Source organism: Kineococcus haloalkalitolerans (assembly GCF_050871905.1).
Lineage (GTDB): Bacteria > Actinomycetota > Actinomycetes > Actinomycetales > Kineococcaceae > Kineococcus.
The window spans coordinates 40,572-59,246 of sequence record NZ_JBJLSH010000014.1; the positions used below are offsets into that span (position 1 = coordinate 40,572).

General features: G+C 74.6%; 18 protein-coding genes. 14 read left to right on the forward strand and 4 right to left on the reverse strand.

Features of this window, described 5'->3' with window-relative positions:
* The first annotated feature begins 101 nt into the window (after positions 1 to 101).
* From exaC to ACRYMY_RS07690, 8 genes are all read left to right on the forward strand, one after another.
* Positions 102 to 1,625: an acetaldehyde dehydrogenase ExaC gene (exaC, locus tag ACRYMY_RS07655; protein WP_432546672.1), complete on the forward strand. Its 1,524-nt coding sequence runs from the start codon at positions 102 to 104 to the stop codon at positions 1,623 to 1,625.
* A gap of 185 nt (positions 1,626 to 1,810) precedes the next feature.
* Complete coding sequence (gene adhP, locus ACRYMY_RS07660) at positions 1,811 to 2,839, forward strand: alcohol dehydrogenase AdhP (RefSeq protein WP_432546673.1); 1,029 nt, start codon at positions 1,811 to 1,813, stop codon at positions 2,837 to 2,839.
* A 1-nt stretch (position 2,840) separates the two neighbouring features.
* Positions 2,841 to 3,335, forward strand: a complete 495-nt coding sequence (locus ACRYMY_RS07665; RefSeq protein WP_432546674.1) for a DUF779 domain-containing protein — start codon at positions 2,841 to 2,843, stop codon at positions 3,333 to 3,335.
* Positions 3,336 to 3,345: 10 nt separating this feature from the next.
* A complete protein-coding gene (locus ACRYMY_RS07670; protein ID WP_432546675.1) occupies positions 3,346 to 4,419 on the forward strand; it encodes a Gfo/Idh/MocA family protein in 1,074 nt (357 codons plus the stop codon).
* Positions 4,420 to 4,620: 201 nt separating this feature from the next.
* Positions 4,621 to 5,943, forward strand: a complete 1,323-nt coding sequence (locus ACRYMY_RS07675) for an MFS transporter (RefSeq protein ID WP_432546676.1) — start codon at positions 4,621 to 4,623, stop codon at positions 5,941 to 5,943.
* Between the two features lie 167 nt (positions 5,944 to 6,110).
* On the forward strand, positions 6,111 to 7,193 hold the full coding sequence (locus ACRYMY_RS07680) for a quinone-dependent dihydroorotate dehydrogenase (RefSeq protein ID WP_432546677.1): 1,083 nt from the start codon (positions 6,111 to 6,113) through the stop codon (positions 7,191 to 7,193).
* Between the two features lie 78 nt (positions 7,194 to 7,271).
* Complete coding sequence (locus tag ACRYMY_RS07685; protein WP_432546678.1) at positions 7,272 to 8,891, forward strand: MFS transporter; 1,620 nt, start codon at positions 7,272 to 7,274, stop codon at positions 8,889 to 8,891.
* Complete coding sequence (locus ACRYMY_RS07690; RefSeq protein ID WP_432546679.1) at positions 8,888 to 9,106, forward strand: hypothetical protein; 219 nt, start codon at positions 8,888 to 8,890, stop codon at positions 9,104 to 9,106. The genes ACRYMY_RS07685 and ACRYMY_RS07690 overlap by 4 nt, the downstream gene beginning before the upstream one ends.
* Positions 9,107 to 9,232: 126 nt before the next feature.
* On the opposite strand, the gene ACRYMY_RS07695 is transcribed toward ACRYMY_RS07690, so the two are convergent.
* Together ACRYMY_RS07695 and ACRYMY_RS07700 are read right to left on the reverse strand one after the other, a co-directional pair.
* A complete protein-coding gene (locus ACRYMY_RS07695; protein WP_432546680.1) occupies positions 9,233 to 10,243 on the reverse strand; it encodes an aldo/keto reductase family protein in 1,011 nt (336 codons plus the stop codon).
* 86 nt (positions 10,244 to 10,329) lie between these two features.
* Complete coding sequence (locus ACRYMY_RS07700; RefSeq protein WP_432546681.1) at positions 10,330 to 10,920, reverse strand: DUF3043 domain-containing protein; 591 nt, start codon at positions 10,918 to 10,920, stop codon at positions 10,330 to 10,332.
* A gap of 93 nt (positions 10,921 to 11,013) precedes the next feature.
* Here ACRYMY_RS07700 and ACRYMY_RS07705 point away from each other — a divergent pair, with 93 nt between their 5' ends.
* From ACRYMY_RS07705 to ACRYMY_RS07730, 6 genes are all read left to right on the forward strand, one after another.
* The gene (locus ACRYMY_RS07705) at positions 11,014 to 12,459 is read left to right on the forward strand and encodes a dipeptidase (RefSeq protein WP_432546682.1); all 1,446 of its coding nucleotides are present in this window, start codon (positions 11,014 to 11,016) and stop codon (positions 12,457 to 12,459) included.
* A gap of 127 nt (positions 12,460 to 12,586) precedes the next feature.
* Positions 12,587 to 12,952: a HesB/IscA family protein gene (locus ACRYMY_RS07710; RefSeq protein ID WP_432546683.1), complete on the forward strand. Its 366-nt coding sequence runs from the start codon at positions 12,587 to 12,589 to the stop codon at positions 12,950 to 12,952.
* A 98-nt stretch (positions 12,953 to 13,050) separates the two neighbouring features.
* Positions 13,051 to 13,749: a leucyl/phenylalanyl-tRNA--protein transferase gene (gene aat, locus ACRYMY_RS07715; RefSeq protein WP_432546708.1), complete on the forward strand. Its 699-nt coding sequence runs from the start codon at positions 13,051 to 13,053 to the stop codon at positions 13,747 to 13,749.
* A gap of 73 nt (positions 13,750 to 13,822) precedes the next feature.
* Positions 13,823 to 14,779 carry an aa3-type cytochrome oxidase subunit II gene (gene ctaC / locus ACRYMY_RS07720; protein WP_432546684.1) on the forward strand — a complete coding sequence of 319 codons (957 nt, stop codon included), beginning with the start codon at positions 13,823 to 13,825 and terminating at the stop codon, positions 14,777 to 14,779.
* Positions 14,779 to 16,557: an aa3-type cytochrome oxidase subunit I gene (gene ctaD, locus ACRYMY_RS07725; RefSeq protein WP_432546685.1), complete on the forward strand. Its 1,779-nt coding sequence runs from the start codon at positions 14,779 to 14,781 to the stop codon at positions 16,555 to 16,557. The genes ctaC and ctaD overlap by 1 nt, the downstream gene beginning before the upstream one ends.
* 3 nt (positions 16,558 to 16,560) lie before the next feature.
* Positions 16,561 to 16,962: a cytochrome c oxidase subunit 4 gene (locus ACRYMY_RS07730; RefSeq protein WP_432546686.1), complete on the forward strand. Its 402-nt coding sequence runs from the start codon at positions 16,561 to 16,563 to the stop codon at positions 16,960 to 16,962.
* 112 nt (positions 16,963 to 17,074) lie between these two features.
* Here the strand turns inward: ACRYMY_RS07730 and ACRYMY_RS07735 are convergent, their stop codons facing one another.
* Entirely contained in the window at positions 17,075 to 17,896 is an 822-nt protein-coding gene (locus ACRYMY_RS07735; RefSeq protein WP_432546687.1) for an SRPBCC family protein, read from the reverse strand.
* Positions 17,893 to 18,471, reverse strand: coding sequence for a winged helix-turn-helix domain-containing protein (locus tag ACRYMY_RS07740; RefSeq protein ID WP_432546688.1), 579 nt, complete (start codon positions 18,469 to 18,471; stop codon positions 17,893 to 17,895). Before ACRYMY_RS07740 ends, ACRYMY_RS07735 begins: the two co-directional genes overlap by 4 nt.
* Positions 18,472 to 18,675: the final 204 nt, after the last annotated feature.

Below are 18,675 nucleotides of genomic sequence, written 5' to 3' on the forward strand. Positions count from 1 at the left end.
GCCCCGGCGCGGGTGCAACGCGGGCGCAACGCGGGCGCGCCTACGGTCGCGGGACCGCGCGACACCGCAGTCGCGTCGTCCTCACCGCGGAGGTCCCCACCATGACCGTGTACGAAGCCCCGGGGCGCGACGGCAGCCTCGTGCGCTACGAGAGCCGCTACGACCACTGGATCGGCGGCGAGCGCGTACCCCCCGCCTCGGGGGAGTACTTCGAGAACCCCAGCCCGGTCACCGGGCAGGTGTTCACCGAGGTCGCCCGCGGCACGGCCGCCGACGTCGAGCGCGCCCTGGACGCCGCGCACGCCGCCGCGCCGGCGTGGGGCCGCACGTCCGTCGCCGAGCGGGCGCTGGTCCTGAACCGCATCGCGGACCGGATCGAGCAGAACCTCGAGGAGCTGGCCGTGGCCGAGACGTGGGACAACGGCAAGCCGGTGCGCGAGTGCCTGGCCGCCGACCTGCCCCTGGTCGTGGACCACCTGCGCTACTTCGCCGGCGTCGTGCGCGCCCAGGAGGGCGGCATCTCGCAGATCGACGACGACACGGTCGCCTACCACTTCCACGAACCCCTCGGCGTCGTGGGGCAGATCATCCCGTGGAACTTCCCGCTGCTGATGGCGGTGTGGAAGCTGGCGCCCGCGCTCGCGGCCGGCAACGCCGTCGTGCTCAAGCCGGCCGAGCAGACGCCGGCCTCGATCATGCTGCTGATGGACCTGGTCGGCGACCTGCTGCCGCCGGGCGTGGTGAACGTCGTCAACGGGTTCGGCGCCGAGGCGGGCAAGCCGCTGGCCAGCTCGAACCGGATCCGCAAGATCGCCTTCACCGGCGAGACGACCACCGGCCGGCTCATCATGCAGTACGCCAGCCAGAACCTCGTCCCGGTCACGCTGGAGCTGGGCGGCAAGAGCCCGAACATCTTCTTCGAGGACGTCGCCCGCTCCCGCGACGAGTTCTACGACAAGGCCCTCGAGGGTTTCACCATGTTCGCCCTCAACCAGGGCGAGGTGTGCACGTGCCCCTCGCGGGCGCTGATCCAGTCGACGATCTACGACGAGTTCCTCGCCGACGCCACCGAGCGCACGCGGGCCGTGAAGCAGGGGAACCCGCTGGACACCGCCACGATGATCGGCGCGCAGGCGAGCAACGACCAGCTGGAGAAGATCCTCTCCTACATCGACATCGGCCGGCAGGAGGGCGCCAAGCTCGTCACCGGCGGCGGCCGGGCCGACCTCGGCGGGGACCTGTCCGGCGGGTACTACGTGGACCCCACCATCTTCGAGGGCGACAACTCGATGCGGATCTTCCAGGAGGAGATCTTCGGCCCCGTCGTCTCGGTCACCCGCTTCGACGGCCCGGACGACGCCCTGAAGATCGCCAACGACACCCTCTACGGCCTCGGCGCCGGCGTGTGGTCGCGCGACATCCACCTGGCCTACCGGATGGGCCGCGGCATCCAGGCCGGGCGGGTGTGGACGAACAACTACCACGCCTACCCCGCGCACGCGGCCTTCGGCGGCTACAAGAGCTCGGGCATCGGCCGCGAGAACCACCGCATGATGCTCGACCACTACCAGCAGACGAAGAACCTCCTCGTCAGCTACGCCACCTCCAAGCTCGGTTTCTTCTGACGGGTCCCGGAGGTCCCGCCCCGCGGGGCGGGACCTACCGCCCTGTCGCACCCCTCAGCGCGGCCCGCACGAAGCGTCGCACCAGACGCCGCCCCGCGAGGTGGAGGCGCAGTGGAGGAACCGAGTCCGCACCCACCACGAGTCGTCCCGCTGCGTCCGCCGCACCCGCCGCGGTCCCCGCCACGATGCGGGCCGCCGTCGTCACGGCGTTCGGCGCACCGCTGTCGCTGCAGGAGGTGGAGACGCCGCAGCCCGGGCCCGGTCAGGCGCTCGTCCGCGTCGAGACGACCGGTGTGTGCCACACCGACCTGCACGCCGCCCACGGCGACTGGCCGGTCAAGCCGAGCCCGCCGTTCGTCCCCGGCCACGAGGGTTTCGGCACCGTGGCCGCCCTCGGCGAGGGCGTCACGGACCTGCAGGTCGGTGACCGGGTGGGCAACGCCTGGCTGTGGTCGGCCTGCGGCACCTGCACGTACTGCGGCACCGGGTGGGAGACCCTGTGCGAGTCGCAGTCCAACGGCGGGTACTCGGTGAACGGCAGCTTCGCCGAGTACATGCTCGTCGACGCGAAGTTCGCCGCCCGCATCCCCGAGGGCGCCGACCCCGTGGAAGTGGCGCCCGTGCTGTGCGCCGGCGTGACGGTCTACAAGGGCCTGAAGATGACGGAGACGAAGCCCGGGCAGTGGGTGACGATCTCCGGGATCGGCGGCCTGGGCCACATCGCCGTGCAGTACGCGGTGGCCATGGGCATGCACGTCGCGGCCGTCGACGTCGACGACGCCAAGCTGGACCTCGCCCGCCGCCACGGCGCCGAGGTGACGGTGAACGCGCGGACCGAGGACCCGGTGGAGGCCGTGCAGCGCCAGACCGGCGGCACCCACGGCGTCCTCGTCACGGCCGTGCACCCCGCGGCGTTCGGCCAGGCGCTCGGGGTCACCCGCCGCGGCGGGACGATCGTCTTCAACGGCCTGCCGCCCGGCGACTTCCCGGCCCCCATCTTCGACATCGTCCTCAAGGGCCTCACCATCCGCGGGTCCATCGTCGGCACTCGCCAGGACATGGTCGAGGCCCTCGACTTCTACGCGCGCGGGCGCGTCCGGCCGACCGTGTCGGTGGAGCCGCTGGCGGCCGTCAACGAGGTGCTGGAGCGCATGCAGCGCGGCGCCGTCGACGGTCGCGTCGTGCTCGACGTGACCGGGACCCGCGGCGGCTGAGGTGCCGGACGACAGCACGTCCACCACGCGGGACCCGGCCGGGGACGAGGTCGAGCGGGTGGCGGTGACCCCGGGGGCGGCGCAGCAGCTGCGCCGCCTCCGGGCGCGTCACGGGGACCTGATGTTCCACCAGTCCGGCGGGTGCTGCGACGGGAGTTCGCCGATGTGCTTCGCCGACGGCGACTTCCTCGTCTCCGACGCCGACGTGCACCTGGGCGACCTGCTCGTGCCGGCCCCCGACGGGGACACGGACGGGGACGGCTTCACCGTGCCGGTGTGGATGTCGCGCGAGCAGTTCGCCCTCTGGTCGCACACCCACCTGACGATCGACCTGGTGCCCGGTCGGGGCGCCGGGTTCTCCCTCGAGGCACCGGACGGCGTCCGGTTCCTCATCCGCTCGCGGTTGCTCGGCGGGGGCGTGTCGACGGCGAGCTGCGAGCTGACGGACCGCGCGCCGGGCGGGCCGGCGCCGGGGGAGGGGCGGGCCCCTCGCTAGCGTCGCCGTCGTGACCACCAGCACCGCCGCCCCCGCCGCCGACCCCGTCGACCCCGTCCGGTTCGCCGTCGTGGGCTACGGCGCCGGCGGCCGCTTCTTCCACGCCCCCGTCCTCGCCGGCGCGCCGGGCTGCGAGCTGGTCGCCGTCGTCACCTCCGACCCGGGGCGCGCGGAGCTCGCGCGCGCCGAGCACGGGGTGCGGACGGTCGCCGCGCTGGAGGAGCTGCCGGCGCTGGGCGTGGAGGCCGTGGCGGTCTCCACGCCGGCGGCCACCCACACCGACCTCACCGAGCGGGCCCTGCGCCTGGGACTGGCCGTGGTGTGCGACAAGCCGTTCGCCCTCGACACCGCCGCGGCGCGGGGCACGGTGGAGCTGGCCGCGGAGCTGGGGGTGCCGCTCACCGCCTACCAGAACCGCCGCTGGGACTCCGACCTCCTGACCGTGCGCCGCGTCCTGGACGAGGGCGCGCTGGGGGAGGTGACGCGCCTGGAGTCCTCGTTCGAGCGGTGGGCGGCGGGCGACCCGCCGGCCGCGGGCGCCGGGCTCCTGCGCGACTTCGGCGCCCACCTCGTCGACCAGGCGCTGCACCTGCTGGGCCCGGTGGAGACCGTCGCTGCGCAGACCCGGTCCCTGCCCGGCGGCGGGGAGGACGACTGGCGGGTGCAGCTGCGCCACCGCAGCGGTGTCACCAGCGAGCTGTCCGGGTCGTGGAAGCAGGCCGCGCCCGGGCCGCGGTTCCGCGTCACCGGCAGCCGCGGCACGTTCGTGCTGGAAGCGGCGATGGACGGTCAGGAGGCCGCGCTGCTGGCCGGCCGCACGCCCCGCGGCGAGGGGGAGGCGTGGGGCGTGGAACCGCCGCACCGCTGGGGGTGGTTGCGCCTGGGCGACGGGCCGGTGTCGCGGGTGCCCAGCGAGCCGGGCTGCTGGCCGGAGCTGTACCGGCTGTTCGCCCTGGCGGTGCGCGGGCGCGGGCCGGTGCCCGTGGACCCGTGGGACGCGGTGGCCACGACGGCCGTCGTCGACGCCGCGCGCCGCGCCGCGGCCGAGAGCGCGACCGTGGCGGTGACCGACCCGCGCGACTGACGCCCACGTCTCACGATGTGAGACGGAGGTGTCCGCGGGTCGGGACCAGCTGGTGCGCGCGGGTAACCTCCCCGGCGCCCACCGGTCGCAGGCGGCGACCCCGCGCGCCGGCGGGCCCCGCACGGACCTCCCGCGCCGCACCCGGCGACCGGGCGGGCCGCCGCACGTCCAGCCCCCGTCCAGCGAAGGATCCCGCCCGTCATGGGTCCGTCCCACACCCCGGCCTCCCCGCAGGCCTCCGCCGCGACCACGTCGCCGGCGAACCCCGTCCGCCGCGTGGCGGCCGCCAGCCTCATCGGCACGACGATCGAGTTCTACGACTTCTACGTCTACGCCACCGCGGCCGTGCTCGTCTTCGGCCCGCTGTTCTTCCCCTCCGACAACGAGACCGCGCAGACGCTCAGCTCGCTGGCCACCTTCGCCATCGCCTTCGTCGCCCGGCCCGTCGGCTCGGTCGTCTTCGGGCACTTCGGCGACCGCGTGGGCCGCAAGACCACGCTCGTCGCCGCTCTGCTCGTCATGGGGATCTCCACCACCCTCATCGGGCTGCTGCCCACCCACGCGAGCGCCGGCGCCCTGGCCCCGCTGCTGCTGTGCCTGCTGCGCTTCGGGCAGGGCCTGGGCCTGGGCGGGGAGTGGGGCGGGGCCGCGCTGCTGGCCACCGAGAACGCCCCGCCGCACCGGCGCGCCCTGTGGGGCACGTTCCCCCAGCTCGGCGCGCCGCTCGGGTTCGTCCTGGCGAACACCCTGTTCATCGGCCTGGCCGTCGGCATGAGCGACGAGGCGTTCATGAGCTGGGGCTGGCGCGTGCCGTTCCTGCTCAGCGCCGTCCTGGTCCTCGTCGGCCTGTACGTGCGGCTCAACCTCGTCGAGACGCCCGTCTTCGCCAAGGCCCTGGCCGAGCGCGCGCCCGTCCGCGCGCCCATCGCGGAGGTGTTCCGCCGCAGCGGGAAGGTCGTCGTCCTCGGCGCCTTCTCGGTGCTGCTGACGTACACGCTGTTCTACCTGACGACCACCTGGTCGCTGAGCTTCGGCGTCAGCGGCCTCGGCTACGAGCGGCAGGACTTCCTGCTCATGCTCTGCGGCGCCGTGGTCTTCATGGCGCTGGCCACCCCGCTGTCCGGCGTGCTGTCCGACCGGTTCGGGCGCCGTCCCGTCCTCGCCGTCGCCATGACCGGCGGCGGCGTCGTGGGGCTGCTCACCGGCCCGCTGCTGGGGTCGGGCAGCACCGGGCTGGTCATGCTGTGGCTGTGCCTGGGCCTGTTCTGCATGGGCCTGGTCTTCGGCCCCATCGGCGCCTACCTGCCCGAGCTGTTCCCCACCACCGTCCGGTACACGGGCGCGTCGCTGGCGTTCAACTCCGGCAGCATCCTGGGTGCCTCCCTGGCCCCGTACACCGCGGTGCGGCTCGCCGAGGCCGGCGGCGTCAGCTGGGTCGGCTGGTACCTCACCGGCGCCGCCGTCGTCAGCCTCGTCGCGCTCGCCCTCCTGCGCGAGACGCGCACGGCCTCGCTGGAGGACTGACACCCCCCCGGGACCGACCGGCGGCCCCCACCGCCCCGCGCCGCCGCGGGCGGTGAGGGCCGCCTACACTCGGACCCCGCCGCTCCCGCACGCCCCGCTGCCGCGGGCCGGTCGGGCGGCGGGGAGCCGGCGGGGGGCCGGTGCCGCGGGACGGGGGAGCGAGCACGGTGGTCTACCAGGCGCTGTACCGGACGGTGCTGACCCGCATCGACCCCGAGGTCGCCCACCACTGGGCCTTCACCGGCATCCGCGCCGCCGCCCGCGTGCCCGTCGTGCCCGGCCTGCTGCGCCGGGCCTTCGTCGCCGACGACCCGCGCCTGCGCACCCGCGTCCTCGGCATGGACCTGCCTGGCCCCCTCGGGCTGGCGGCCGGGTTCGACAAGGACGGCGCCGCCGTCGAGGCCCTGTCGCACCTGGGCTTCTGCTTCGTCGAGGTCGGCACCGTCACCGCGCTGCCCCAGCCGGGCAACCCGAAGCCGCGGATGGCCCGCCTGGTCGCCGACCGCGCCGTCGTCAACCGCATGGGCTTCAACAACTCCGGCGCCGAGGCCGTCGCCCGCCGCCTGCGCCAGCTGCGGGCCGCCCCGCCGCGCCACCCCGTCGCGGTCGGCGTGAACATCGGCAAGAGCAAGGTCGTCGCCGAGGAGGACGCCGCCGCCGACTACGCGACGTCCGCGCGGCTGCTGGCCCCCTACGCCGACTACCTCGTCGTCAACGTCAGCTCCCCCAACACCCCCGGGCTGCGGGACCTGCAGGCCGTGGAGAAGCTGCGCCCCGTCCTGCGCGCCGTGCGCGAGGCCGCCGACACCGCCGCCCACCGGCACGTCCCGCTCCTGGTGAAGATCGCCCCCGACCTGTCCGACGCCGACGTCGACGCCGTCGCCGACCTCGCGCTGGAGGAGGGGCTCGACGGCATCGTCGCCACCAACACCACCACCGGGCGCGAGGGCCTGCGCAGCTCCGCCGCCGAGGTCGCCGCCGCCGGCGGGGGAGGCCTGTCGGGCGCCCCGCTGGCCGCCCGCTCCCTGGAGGTGCTGCGGCGCCTGGCCGCCCGCACCAGCGACCGCCTCGTGCTCGTCAGCGTCGGCGGGGTCTGGACCGCCGCCGACGTGGCCGAGCGCCTGGACGCCGGCGCCTCCCTCGTGCAGTCGTACACCGCCTTCGTCTACGAGGGGCCCCGCTGGCCGCGCCGCGTCCTGGAGGGCCTCGCCGCCTCCCGCACCCGACGCCAGGACGACGCCCGGCGCTGACCGGCTCGAGTTGTCCCCGCCCGCGGCAGGGGTGAGTGTGCTGGACGGCCCGTCCGCACCACCCCCGCGAGGAGACGCATGAGCCCCACCGGTCCGTCAGGACCCGCGCGCGGGCGCACCCCCGCGCCCGCCCCCGGCGCGGCCGGCGAGCAGCCCGACCCCGCCCGCTGGCGCGCCCTCGGGGTGTGCCTGGCCGTGGGGTTCATGACCCTGCTGGACGTCTCCATCGTCAACGTCGCCCTGCCCTCCATCGAGGGCTCGCTGGGCGCCGGGCCCAGCGAGGTGCAGTGGATCGTCGCCGGCTACGCCCTGGCGTTCGGCCTGGCCCTCGTGCCCGCCGGCCGCGTCGGGGACGTCTGGTCGCGGCGCAGCGTCTTCCTCGTCGGGCTGGCCGGGTTCGTCCTCACCAGCGCGCTCGCGGGGCTCGTGCAGTCCGCGACCGCTCTGGCCGTGGTCCGACTGCTGCAGGGCGTCACCGCCGGCCTCGTCAACCCGCAGGTCCTCGCCCTCATCCAGCAGCTGTTCACCGGCGCCGAGCGCGGCCGGGCCTTCGCCGCGTTCGGCACCACCGTCGGGCTGTCCACCGCGGTCGGCCCGCTGCTCGGCGGGGCGATCATCCAGGTCTTCGGCGTCGAGGAGGGCTGGCGCGGCGTCTTCCTCGTCAACGTCCCCATCGGGCTGGTCCTCCTGCCGCTGGCCTGGCGGTGGCTGCCGCGCGACCGGTCCGCCCGCCCCGACGGGGCCCGCGGCGTGCGGGGCCTGCGCCTGGACGTGGTCGGGCTGCTGCTGCTGGCCGCCGCGGTCGTGCTGCTGATGCTGCCGTTCGTGCTGACCACGGGCGAGGACGCCCCGGCCGCCCGCTGGGCGCTGCTCGCTCCGGGGACCCTGCTCCTGGTGGCCTTCGTCGGCTGGGAGCGCCGCCTGGGCCGGCGCGGCGGCGACCCCGTCGTGCACGGCGACCTCGTGCGCACGGGCTCCTTCAGCAACGGCGCCGCGGTGGGCATCACCTACTTCGCCGGGTTCACCGGCATCTTCCTCGTCGTCACCCTGTACCTGCAGTCCGGCCTCGGGCTGACGCCGCTGCAGGCCGGGCTCGTGCAGACGCCCTTCGCCCTCGCCTCGGCCGTCACCGCCCAGGTCGGCGGGCGGCAGGTCGTGCGCCGCGGCCGGATCACCGTCGTCGTCGGCCTGCTGGTCTCCGCCGCCGGGCTGACCGCCGCCGACGTCGTGGCGGCCACCGTGCAGGGCACCGCCGGCGCCGTCGCCCTCTCGGCGTGCCTGGCGGTCACGGGCGCCGGCAGCGGCCTGGTCATCTCCCCGAACCAGACCCTCACCCTGGCCGACGTCCCCCGGTCCGTCGCCGGCGTGGCCGGCGGGGTCCTGCAGACGGGGCAGCGGGTCGGCTCGGCGGTGGGCGTGGCCGCCGTCACCGCCGTCTTCTTCACCGGCCTGTCCGGGGCGGGCCTGTCCGGGGCCGGCGGCCCGGCCTCCGGCCGCCCGCCCGCCGACGTGCAGGCTGTCTTCGGCTCCGCGCTGTCGGCCGGGCTGCGCGTCTCCCTGGCGCTGGTGCTGCTGGCGCTCGCGGCCGCCGTCGTCGACCTCGTGCGCCGCCGGCGCACCGGGGAGGACGAGGGGCTCGCGCCGCAGGGCCCGCAGCGCGGCGCGCCCGCCGGGCGTGGCCTACGGTCGGGCGGGTGAGGGCGACGAGCTGGACGTGGCGGTTCGAGGACACCGAGGGCCGGCCGGTGGAGGACGAGCGGGCCGCGGCCGCGGTCTTCCCCGCCCAGGCCGACGCCGAGGCGTGGATCGGGGAGGTCTGGCGCGGCCTGCGCGAGCAGGGCGTGGAGGTCGCCCGCCTGTACGCCGACGGCACCGAGGTCTACGGGCCGGTCAGCCTGCGCGTGGCCGACTGAGCGGGGGGGGGGGGGGGCGGGGGGGGGGCGCCCCCCCCCCCCCCCGCCCGCCCCCCCCCCCCCCCCCCCCCCCCCCCCCCCCCCCCCCCCCCCCCCCCCCCCCCCCCCCCCCCCCCCCCGCCGCTCTCAGGCCAGCCGCTCCTTCGGCATGCCCTCGAGGGTCTTGCCGGGGTCGCGCTCGACGACGTCGCCCAGCGCCTCGTCGATGCGGTTCATCAGCTCGGCGGGGATGCGCACGCCCGAGGCCCGCACGTTCTCGGTGACCTGCTCGGGGCGGGAGGCGCCGATGATCGCGCAGGCGACGTTGTCGTTCTGCAGCACCCACGCCACGGCCAGCTGGGACATGCTCAGCCCCAGCTCCTCGGCGACCGGACGCAGCCGCTGCACGCGCTCGAGCACGTCGTCGCGCATCCAGCGGCTGATCATCTGCTTGCCGCCCTTCTCGTCCGTGGCGCGCGAGCCCTCCGGCAGCGCGCCGCCGGGGCGGTACTTGCCCGTCAGGACGCCCTGGGCGATGGGCGACCAGACCACCTGCGAGACGCCGAGCTCGCGGGAGGCGGGCACGACCTCGCCCTCGATGACGCGCCACAGGGCCGAGTACTGCGGCTGGTTGGAGATCAGCTGGAAGCCGAGCTGCTTCGCCAGCGCGTGGCCCTCGCGCAGCTGGTCGGCGGTCCACTCGCTGACCCCGACGTACAGCGCCTTGCCCGCGCGGACGACGTCCGCGAAGGCCTGCATCGTCTCCTCCAGGGGCGTCGCCACGTCGTAGCGGTGGGCCTGGTAGACGTCGACGTGGTCGGTGCCCAGCCGGCGCAGCGAGCCGTCGATCGACTCCAGGACGTGCTTGCGCGACAGACCGGTGTCGTTGTGGCCCTTGGGGCCGGTGGGGAAGTAGACCTTCGTCATGATCTCGAGGCTCTCCCGGCGCTGCCCCTTCAGCGCCTGCCCGAGGACGGTCTCCGCGAGGGTGTTGGCGTAGACGTCGGCGGTGTCGAAGGTGGAGATGCCCGCGTCCAGCGCGGCGTGCACGCACGCCACGGCGGCGTCGTTCTCGACCTGGGACCCGTGGGTCAGCCAGTTGCCGTAGGTGATCTCCGAGATCTTCAGACCGCTCGCACCGAGGTGTCGGAACTCCATGGGCGCGAGACTAGGCCCGGTGCACCGCGCGCGGCAGGGCGGCGTGCGCGCCGCCAGCGGGGCCCGGCTCAGCGGGGGGGAGCGGCTCAGCGGGGGGAGTGTCCGCGGTCGACCATCGGCACGGGCCGGCGCAGGCGGCGGATCTGCAGGGCGCGGGTGACGCCGTAGCCGACGAGGCCGCGCTCGGGGATTTCGAAGCGGTCGGCGGCCAGGCGCTTGATCCGCCGGCCCAGCAGGACGCTGTCGACGATGACCACCGCGAGCATCCCGTAGATGACGAGCGTGGTGGCGCCGATGAGCGCGACCGAGCCGGTGGCCGGGGCCAGCATCGAGATGACGAGCGCCACGCCGGCGATGATGAGGAAGTACTCCCCGACGTTGCGGCGGGCGTCCACGACGTCGCGCACGAAGCGCTTCTGCGGGCCCTTGTCGCGGTACGGCAGGTAGCGCTCGTCCCCGGTCAGCAGCGCCTGCTGCATGCGGGCCCGGTCCTCGCGCAGCGCCTGCTTGCTCGCCGTCCGCGCCGCCTTGCGGTCGGCGGGGACCAGGGGCCGCTGGTTGCGGGCCTGCGCCTCGCTGCGCTTGGGGGTCGGCCGGCCCTTGCCGGCGGTCCTGACGGGCTCGGCGGGGGCCTCCACGACGACGGGGGCCTGCTTCTCCTTCGAGCGTCCGAACACGCGCCCAGGGTACGTCACCGCCCCCCCGCGCCCCGGCCGGGCGCGCGGGCCCGGCGCGAGGGCCCGGCACGGCCGCGCGGGTAGCGTGCCGGGGTGACGACCACCCCCCTGCCGCCCGCGGGCGACGACCGCGACGCCGCCCTGCTGGCCGCCTCCGAGGCCGGGGCGCGGGCCGCCCGGGCCGACCTCGAGGCCCTCGTCCGCGTCCCGAGCGTGTCGGCCGACCCGGCGCGCGCCGGCGACGTCGCGCGCAGCGCCGGAGCCGTGGCCGACCTGCTGCGCGCCTGCGGGATGCCCGAGGTGGGGGTGCGCACCGCCGGCGGCGGCGCGCCCGCCGTGGTGGCCCGCCGCCCCGCGCCGGCCGGGCGGCCCACCGTCCTGCTGTACGCCCACCACGACGTGCAGCCGACGGGCGACGCGCGGGACTGGACGTCGGAGCCGTTCACGCCCACCGAGCGCGACGGCCGGCTGTTCGGCCGCGGCACCGCCGACGACAAGGCCGGCGTCGTCGCGCACGCGCACGCCCTGCGCACCCTGCTCCCGCTGTGGGGCGAGGACGGCGGCGTGGGCGTGACCGTCTTCGTCGAGGGGGAGGAGGAGGTCGGCTCGCCGACCTTCGCCGCCTTCCTGGCCGAGCACGGCGAGGACCTGGCCGCCGACGTCATCGTCGTGGCCGACTCCGCCAACTGGCGCGTCGGCGTGCCGGCGATCACCACGACGCTGCGCGGCCTGGTCGACTGCGAGGTGCGCGTGGACGTGCTCTCGCACGCGGTGCACTCCGGCGTGAACGGCGGTCCCGTCCTGGACGCCCTGACCTGCCTGGCCCGGCTGCTGGCCACCCTGCACGACGAGGCCGGTGACGTGGCCGTGGCCGGGCTGGTCACCGGTACCGCCGCCGCCGGGGTCGAGGTCGCCGAGGACGTCTTCCGCGCCGACGCCGGGGTGCTCGACGGGGTCCGGCTGGCCGGGACCGGCTCGCTGGCCGACCGGCTGTGGGCGCGCCCGGCGCTGTCCGTGCTGGGCGTGGACGCCCCCGCCGTCGCCGCCGCGAGCAACACGCTGCTGCCGACGGCGCGCGCCAAGCTAAGCCTGCGGCTGGCGCCCGGGCAGGACCCCGCCGCGGCGGCCGACGCGCTGCGCCGGCACCTGCTGGAGCGCGCCCCCTTCGGCGCCCGCGTCACGGTCACCGACGGCGAGGCCGGCCGGCCCTTCCGCGCCGACACCGGCTCGGCGGCCCACGAGGTGGCCCGCCGCGCCTTCGCGCGGGCCTTCGGCGTCGGGACCGGTGACGTCGTCGAGGCCGGCATGGGCGGGTCCATCCCGTTCGTCGCCGACCTCGCCGAGCGCTACCCGGGCGCGGCGATCCTCGTCACCGGCGTCGAGGACCCCGACAGCCGCGCCCACGGCGCGGACGAGTCGCTGCACCTGGCCGACTTCGCGCGCGTGTGCGCCGGGGAGGTGCTGCTGCTGGACGGCCTCGCGCAGCTGCCGGCCGGCGACGGGCGCGCGGTGGAGCGGGCGGGCGCGTCCCCGGCGTAGCCTGGTCGGGCGCCGCACCGGGCGCGCCCGCCGCGGGACACGTCCCCGGCGGGAACACGACCGGCGCGGGCGCGGTTGGCACCTGCAGCAGCCCCCGCAGTCGACGAGCGAACCGGAGACGATGCTCATGACCACCACGACGACCGTCACCGAGGACACGGCCCCCGCGCAGGGCGTCCAGCTGACCGACGTGGCCGCCGCCAAGGTCCGCGCCCTGCTGGAGCAGGAGGGCCGCGACGACCTGCGGCTGCGCATCGCCGTCCAGCCCGGCGGCTGCTCGGGGCTGATCTACCAGCTCTACTTCGACGAGCGCGACCTCGACGGCGACGCCGTCCGCGACTTCGACGGTGTGGGCCTCGTGGTCGACAAGATGAGCGCCCCCTACCTGGACGGCGCGACCATCGACTTCGCGGACACGATCGAGAAGCAGGGCTTCACCATCGACAACCCCAACGCGGGCAGCAGCTGCGCCTGCGGCGACTCCTTCTCCTGACGGACCGCTCGCTGAGCGGACCGGACGGCCCGGCGGCCCCCGCACCACGTGGTGCGGGGGCCGTCGGCGCGTCCGGCGCCCGGCGCGGGCCCGTGCCGCTGGGGGAGTCGCGGTACGACTTCGCCGCCCTGCGCCCGGCGCCGGGGGAGGACCTCGCGGCCGCCGGCGGCGACCTCGACCCGGCCACCCTCGTGGCCGCCTACCGCGCCGGCTGCTTCCCCATGGGTCTCGGGCGCGGCGGGCGCGGCCCGGTCGGCTGGTGGTCGCCGGACCCCCGCGGGGTCCTGCTCCCGGACCGCGTGCACGTCTCGCGGTCGCTGGCCCGATCCCTGCGCCGCTTCGAGGTGCGCGTGGACACCGCCTTCGCCGACGTCGTCGCCGGCTGCGCGGACCCCTCCCGGCCGGGCGCCTGGATCACCCCCGCCGTCGCGGCCGCCTACCAGCGGCTGCACGAGCTCGGCTGGGCGCACTCGGTCGAGGTGCACCTGGACGGCCGGCTGGTCGGCGGGCTGTACGGGGTGGCGGTCGGGGGCCTGTTCGCCGCCGAGTCGAAGTTCCACCGCGTCACGGACGCCTCCAAGGCGGCCGTCGTGGCCCTGTGCCGGCTGCTGGAGGAGGACGGCGCGCCGGGCCGCCTGGTGGACGTGCAGTGGCGCACGGACCACCTGGCCACCCTCGGCGTCGAGGAGGTCCCGCGCACCGACTACCTGGAGCTGCTGCGGGCCGCGTGCGCACTGCCCCTCCCCGAGGTCTTCACGGCGCGCCCCGGCCCGTGCGGAACCTACGACGGGGGGTAGTCTCCGGTGTGCGGTGACCGCCGCGGACGCGCGCCAGCGCGTCCGGACGGGTGACCGCGACCAGAGACCGACCGTGGGAAGGCCGACGTTGGGAACGCGAGACACGGGCGCGACGCCTCGTCGCCGTCCCGCGAAGGGGCTGACCGCCGCCGCGGCAGCCGCGGCGGGCACCCTGCTCCTGGGTGGCTGCGCCGCAGGTGACTGGCCGAACGCCAGCGCGAGCAACGGCTTCCTGCCGGACGCGAGCGTCGGTGCGACGGACATGACGGACCGCATCCAGACCCTCTGGAACGGCTCCTGGATCGCCGCGCTCGTCGTCGGCCTCCTGGTGTGGGGCCTGACGATCTGGGTCGTCGTGGCCTACCGGCGCCGCAAGGGCGACCCGGAGCTGCCGCCGCAGGTCCGCTACAACATGCCGATCGAGATCCTCTACACCATCGTCCCCGTGATGATGGTCGGGGTCCTCTTCTACTACACGGCCGTCGACCAGGCCGCGATCACCGACCGCGGTGACGAGGAGACCGACGTCACCGTGCAGGTCGTCGGCAAGAAGTGGTCCTGGGACTTCAACTACCTCGCCGCCGACCAGGAGACCCCCCTGGTCTGGGACACCGGCGTCCAGGCCGGCAACACGGCCGACGAGAACGTCGAGGACCGGCTGCCGGTGCTGTACCTGCCGGTGGACCAGAAGGTCCGCTTCGAGCTCTACGCCCGCGACGTCATCCACTCCTTCTACGTCCCGGCGTTCCTGTTCAAGATGGACATGATCCCGGGCTCGCCGAACGAGTTCATCGTGACGCCGACGAAGGAGGGCTTCTACCAGGGCAAGTGCGCCGAGCTGTGCGGCGAGTACCACTCGGAGATGCTCTTCAACGTCGCGGTGGTCTCCGAGGCGGAGTACCAGCAGCACCTGCAGGACCTCGAGGCCGCCGGTCAGACCGGCGCCCTGCCCACCGAGCTCGGCGGCGCCCTGGAGGGCGAGGGCATCGACCCGGGCGGCGACGAGGCGAACACCGGAGGGAACTTCTGATGGCTACTGAGAGCCTCGGCGCGCCCGGGGCGGCGACCCGCGTCACCACGACGCGGCAGCCGCTGGGCGCGACCACCCCGGTGCGCCGGGGGTCGAAGGTGGCGACCTGGTTCTCGACGACCGACCACAAGGTCATCGGCAACCTGTACTTCGTCACCTCGTTCGTCTGGTTCCTCGTCGGCGGTGTGCTGGCGCTGCTCATCCGGGCCGAGCTCTTCGAGCCCGGGATGCAGGTCTTCACCACCAAGAACGAGTACAACCAGGCGTTCACGATGCACGGCACGATCATGCTGCTGCTGTTCGCGACGCCCCTGTTCTCGGCATTCGCCAACGCGATCATGCCGCTGCAGATCGGTGCCCCGGACGTCGCCTTCCCGCGGCTGAACATGCTGTCGTACTGGCTGTTCACCTTCGGTGGCCTGATCGCCGCGGCCGGCTTCCTCGTGCCCGGCGGTGCGGCCTCCTTCGGGTGGTTCGCCTACGCCCCGCTCTCGGACGTCGTCCACTCGCCCGGCCTGGGCGGCAACCTGTGGGTGATGGGTCTGGCCTTCTCCGGCTTCGGCACCATCCTGGGCGCCGTCAACTTCATCACCACGATCATCTGCATGCGCGCGCCCGGCATGACGATGTTCCGGATGCCGATCTTCACCTGGAACACGCTCATCACGAGCGTCCTGATCCTCATGGCGTTCCCGGTGCTGGCCGCCGCGCTGCTGGCTCTGGGCGCGGACCGCATCCTGAACGCCCACGTCTTCGAGGCCGCCACCGGCGGCCCGATCCTGTGGCAGCACCTCTTCTGGTTCTTCGGCCACCCCGAGGTGTACATCATCGCGCTGCCGTTCTTCGGCATCGTGACGGAGATCTTCCCGGTCTTCAGCCGCAAGCCGGTCTTCGGCTACAAGGGCCTGGTCTTCGCGACCATCTCCATCGCGGGCCTGTCGGTGACGGTGTGGGCGCACCACATGTACGTCACCGGCAAGGTGCTGCTGCCCTTCTTCGCCTTCATGACCATGCTCATCGCGGTCCCCACCGGCGTGAAGTTCTTCAACTGGCTGGGCACCATGTGGCGCGGGTCGCTGACCTTCGACACGCCCATGCTGTGGGCGATCGGCTTCCTGGTCACCTTCCTCTTCGGCGGTCTGACCGGCGTGATCCTGTCCTCGCCGCCGCTGGACTTCAACCTCTCCGACACGTACTTCGTCGTCGCCCACTTCCACTACGTGGTCTTCGGCACCGTCGTGTTCGCGATGTTCGCCGGCTTCTACTTCTGGTGGCCCAAGTTCACCGGCAAGATGCTCGACGAGGGCCTGGGCAAGCTGCACTTCTGGCTGCTCTTCATCGGCTTCCACGCCACCTTCCTCATCCAGCACTGGCTGGGTGCGGCGGGCATGCCGCGCCGCTACGCGGACTACCTGGTCGGCGAGGGATTCACGACGATGAACCAGATCTCCACGATCGGCTCCTTCGTCCTCGGCCTGTCGTTCATCCCGTTCCTGTGGAACGTCTACAAGACCGCCCGCTACGGCCAGCGCGTCGAGGTGGACGACCCGTGGGGCTACGGCGCCTCGCTCGAGTGGGCCACCTCGTGCCCGCCCCCGCGGCACAACTTCACCTCGCTGCCGCGGATCCGCTCCGAGCGGCCCGCCTTCGACCTGCACCACCCCGAGGTCATCGGCCGGGACACCCCGACGGGCAGCAAGAACCTGCTGGACCACGTGTACGGCGAGGCGGACCTGTCGGGCCGTCGCGAGGACATCGCCGGGAAGAGGGGGAACTGATCCATGAAGGCGGAGACCTGGCTCTTCTCGGGCGGCATCCTCTTCTTCATCCCGATCGGCTTCGTGTACGGCCTGCTGACGCAGTGGGACGAGTGGGTGGGCCTCATCGCCCTCCTGCTCACCGGCGGTCTGGCGATCCTCATCGGCGCCTACATGGCCGTCACGGCCCGGCGCATCGACGAGCGGCCGGAGGACAACGCCCGCGCCGACATCAGCGAGGGCGCGGGTGAGCAGGGCTTCTTCCCGCCCTACTCCTGGTGGCCGCTGTACCTGGCTCTCGGCGGGGCCCTGGCCTTCCTCGGCGTGGCCGTCGGCTGGTGGCTGTTCCTCATCGGGATGGTCTTCACGATCCCGGCCATCCTCGGCTGGGTCTTCGAGTACTACGCGGGCGAGCACGCCCACTGACGCTGACCAGCGCTCCGCGAGGGCCGCGGCACCCACCGGGTGCCGCGGCCCTCGTGCGTGCGGCGGGGGGCCGGCACCGGCGCCTCCGCGCGGGTGGGCGTCGTCCGGGGGCTCAGACCGGCACCGGCAGGTCCTGCAACCAGGTCCGCCAGTCCTCCTCCTCCCGGCGCACCTGGTCCGCCGAGGCGGCCCGGTCGGCCGCTGCGTCGGGGAAGAGGTAGGCCCGCACCCCCGCCGTCGCCGTGCCCCTGCTCCCGCCCTCGCCCTCACCGTGGGTGTAGACGTTGAGCATCCCGGGCACCGGTGCGGTCAGCCGGACCAGCGCCTGCCGCTCGCCGACCCGCTCCACCGTGCCGGTGGTGCCGCGCACCCGCAGCGCCGACCCGGGCTCCCCGAGCGGCAGGGCGTCGCGCACCCTGGCCCAGAGGGCTTCGGCGTCCCCGGTGTGGGAGGCGCTCACCTCCAGCTGCACGGCCTCCTGGCCGGGGAAGTGCGCCAGGTACAGACGCAGGTTGTCGAAGAACGGTCGCCAGTTCGGCTCCAGGTCCGCCCAGAACTCCTGCTCCCAGGCGGCGCCGGTGCCGAACCCGCTGCTGGTGACGCGCACGACGCAGGTACCGCCGGAGCGCGCCTCCACCAGGAACTCCGACGTCAGCGGGCTCAGGGCGTCCGGGTCCTGGCCCGTGAGGGCCGCCCAGTCCTCCTCGTAGACGAGGCGGCGCGGGGGGTCCCAGCCGGTGACTCGGCCGTCCGAGCCCATGTCGGGACCCATGGTGAAGCGCAGGGAGCCGCCGGCGCGCTCCTCCATCTCCGTCGGCAGGAACCAGGCGTTCATCCCGGCGGCGGTGGCGATGGCCTGCCACACCTGCTCAGGGGTGCCGGGGACCTCGACGCTGAACTCCAGGCGGTACGGGACGTCCGGGACGGTGCTCACAGGTTCTCCTCGGGGAGGGGGTGGGCGGCGACGAGGAGCCGGTGCGGGCGCCCGTCGTCGTGGTGGTAGCGCGCGGCCAGCTCCAGCACCGCGGCGGTGAGGTCGTCGGCGAACGCGGCCCGGTCGGCGGCCGACCGGAAGCCGATCCGCGTGTCGACGGTGAACGTCGGCAGGCGCTCCCCGGAGGTGCGGGCCCGGCGCGCCAGGGCGCCGACCTCGCACACCAGCCGGCCGGCCAGCGCGACGAGGTAGCCCGCCGAGCGCTGGTCGTCGGTGGCCCCCGGGTCGGCCGCGGACGCGCTGACAGCCGCGGGGGAGACGACGTAGGAGGCCGCCGACGCCTGCAGCACCCGTTCGGTGATGCCGCCGTGCCGGCGCTCCTCAGCGAGGCGCAGGAGACCGTGCGCCTCGAGCGCCTTGAGGTGGTAGTTGACCTTCTGGCGCGCGATGCCGACCCGGGCGGCGAGCCCGGCGGCTGACGCCGGGACGGTCAGCTCGCGGAGCAGCCGGGCCCGGACGGGGTCCAGCGCGGTGGCGGCCGCCTCCACGTCCTCGATGACCTCGATGTCGTGCACACGTCCACCGTCCTCTGGACAAGAAATGTTGTCGACGAGTCGGTGGGGAGCGTGGCGGTGGACCCGGCGCCGGACCGGTGCTCCCCGCCCGCCACGCTCCGCTCCGCGCGCCGGTGCAACGGACCCGGCCCGGCGAGCGTCCTCCTGCAGGGGCCTCGTGGTGCGACGATGGCCCGGGGGAACCAGACAGCCGGGCGCTGCAGC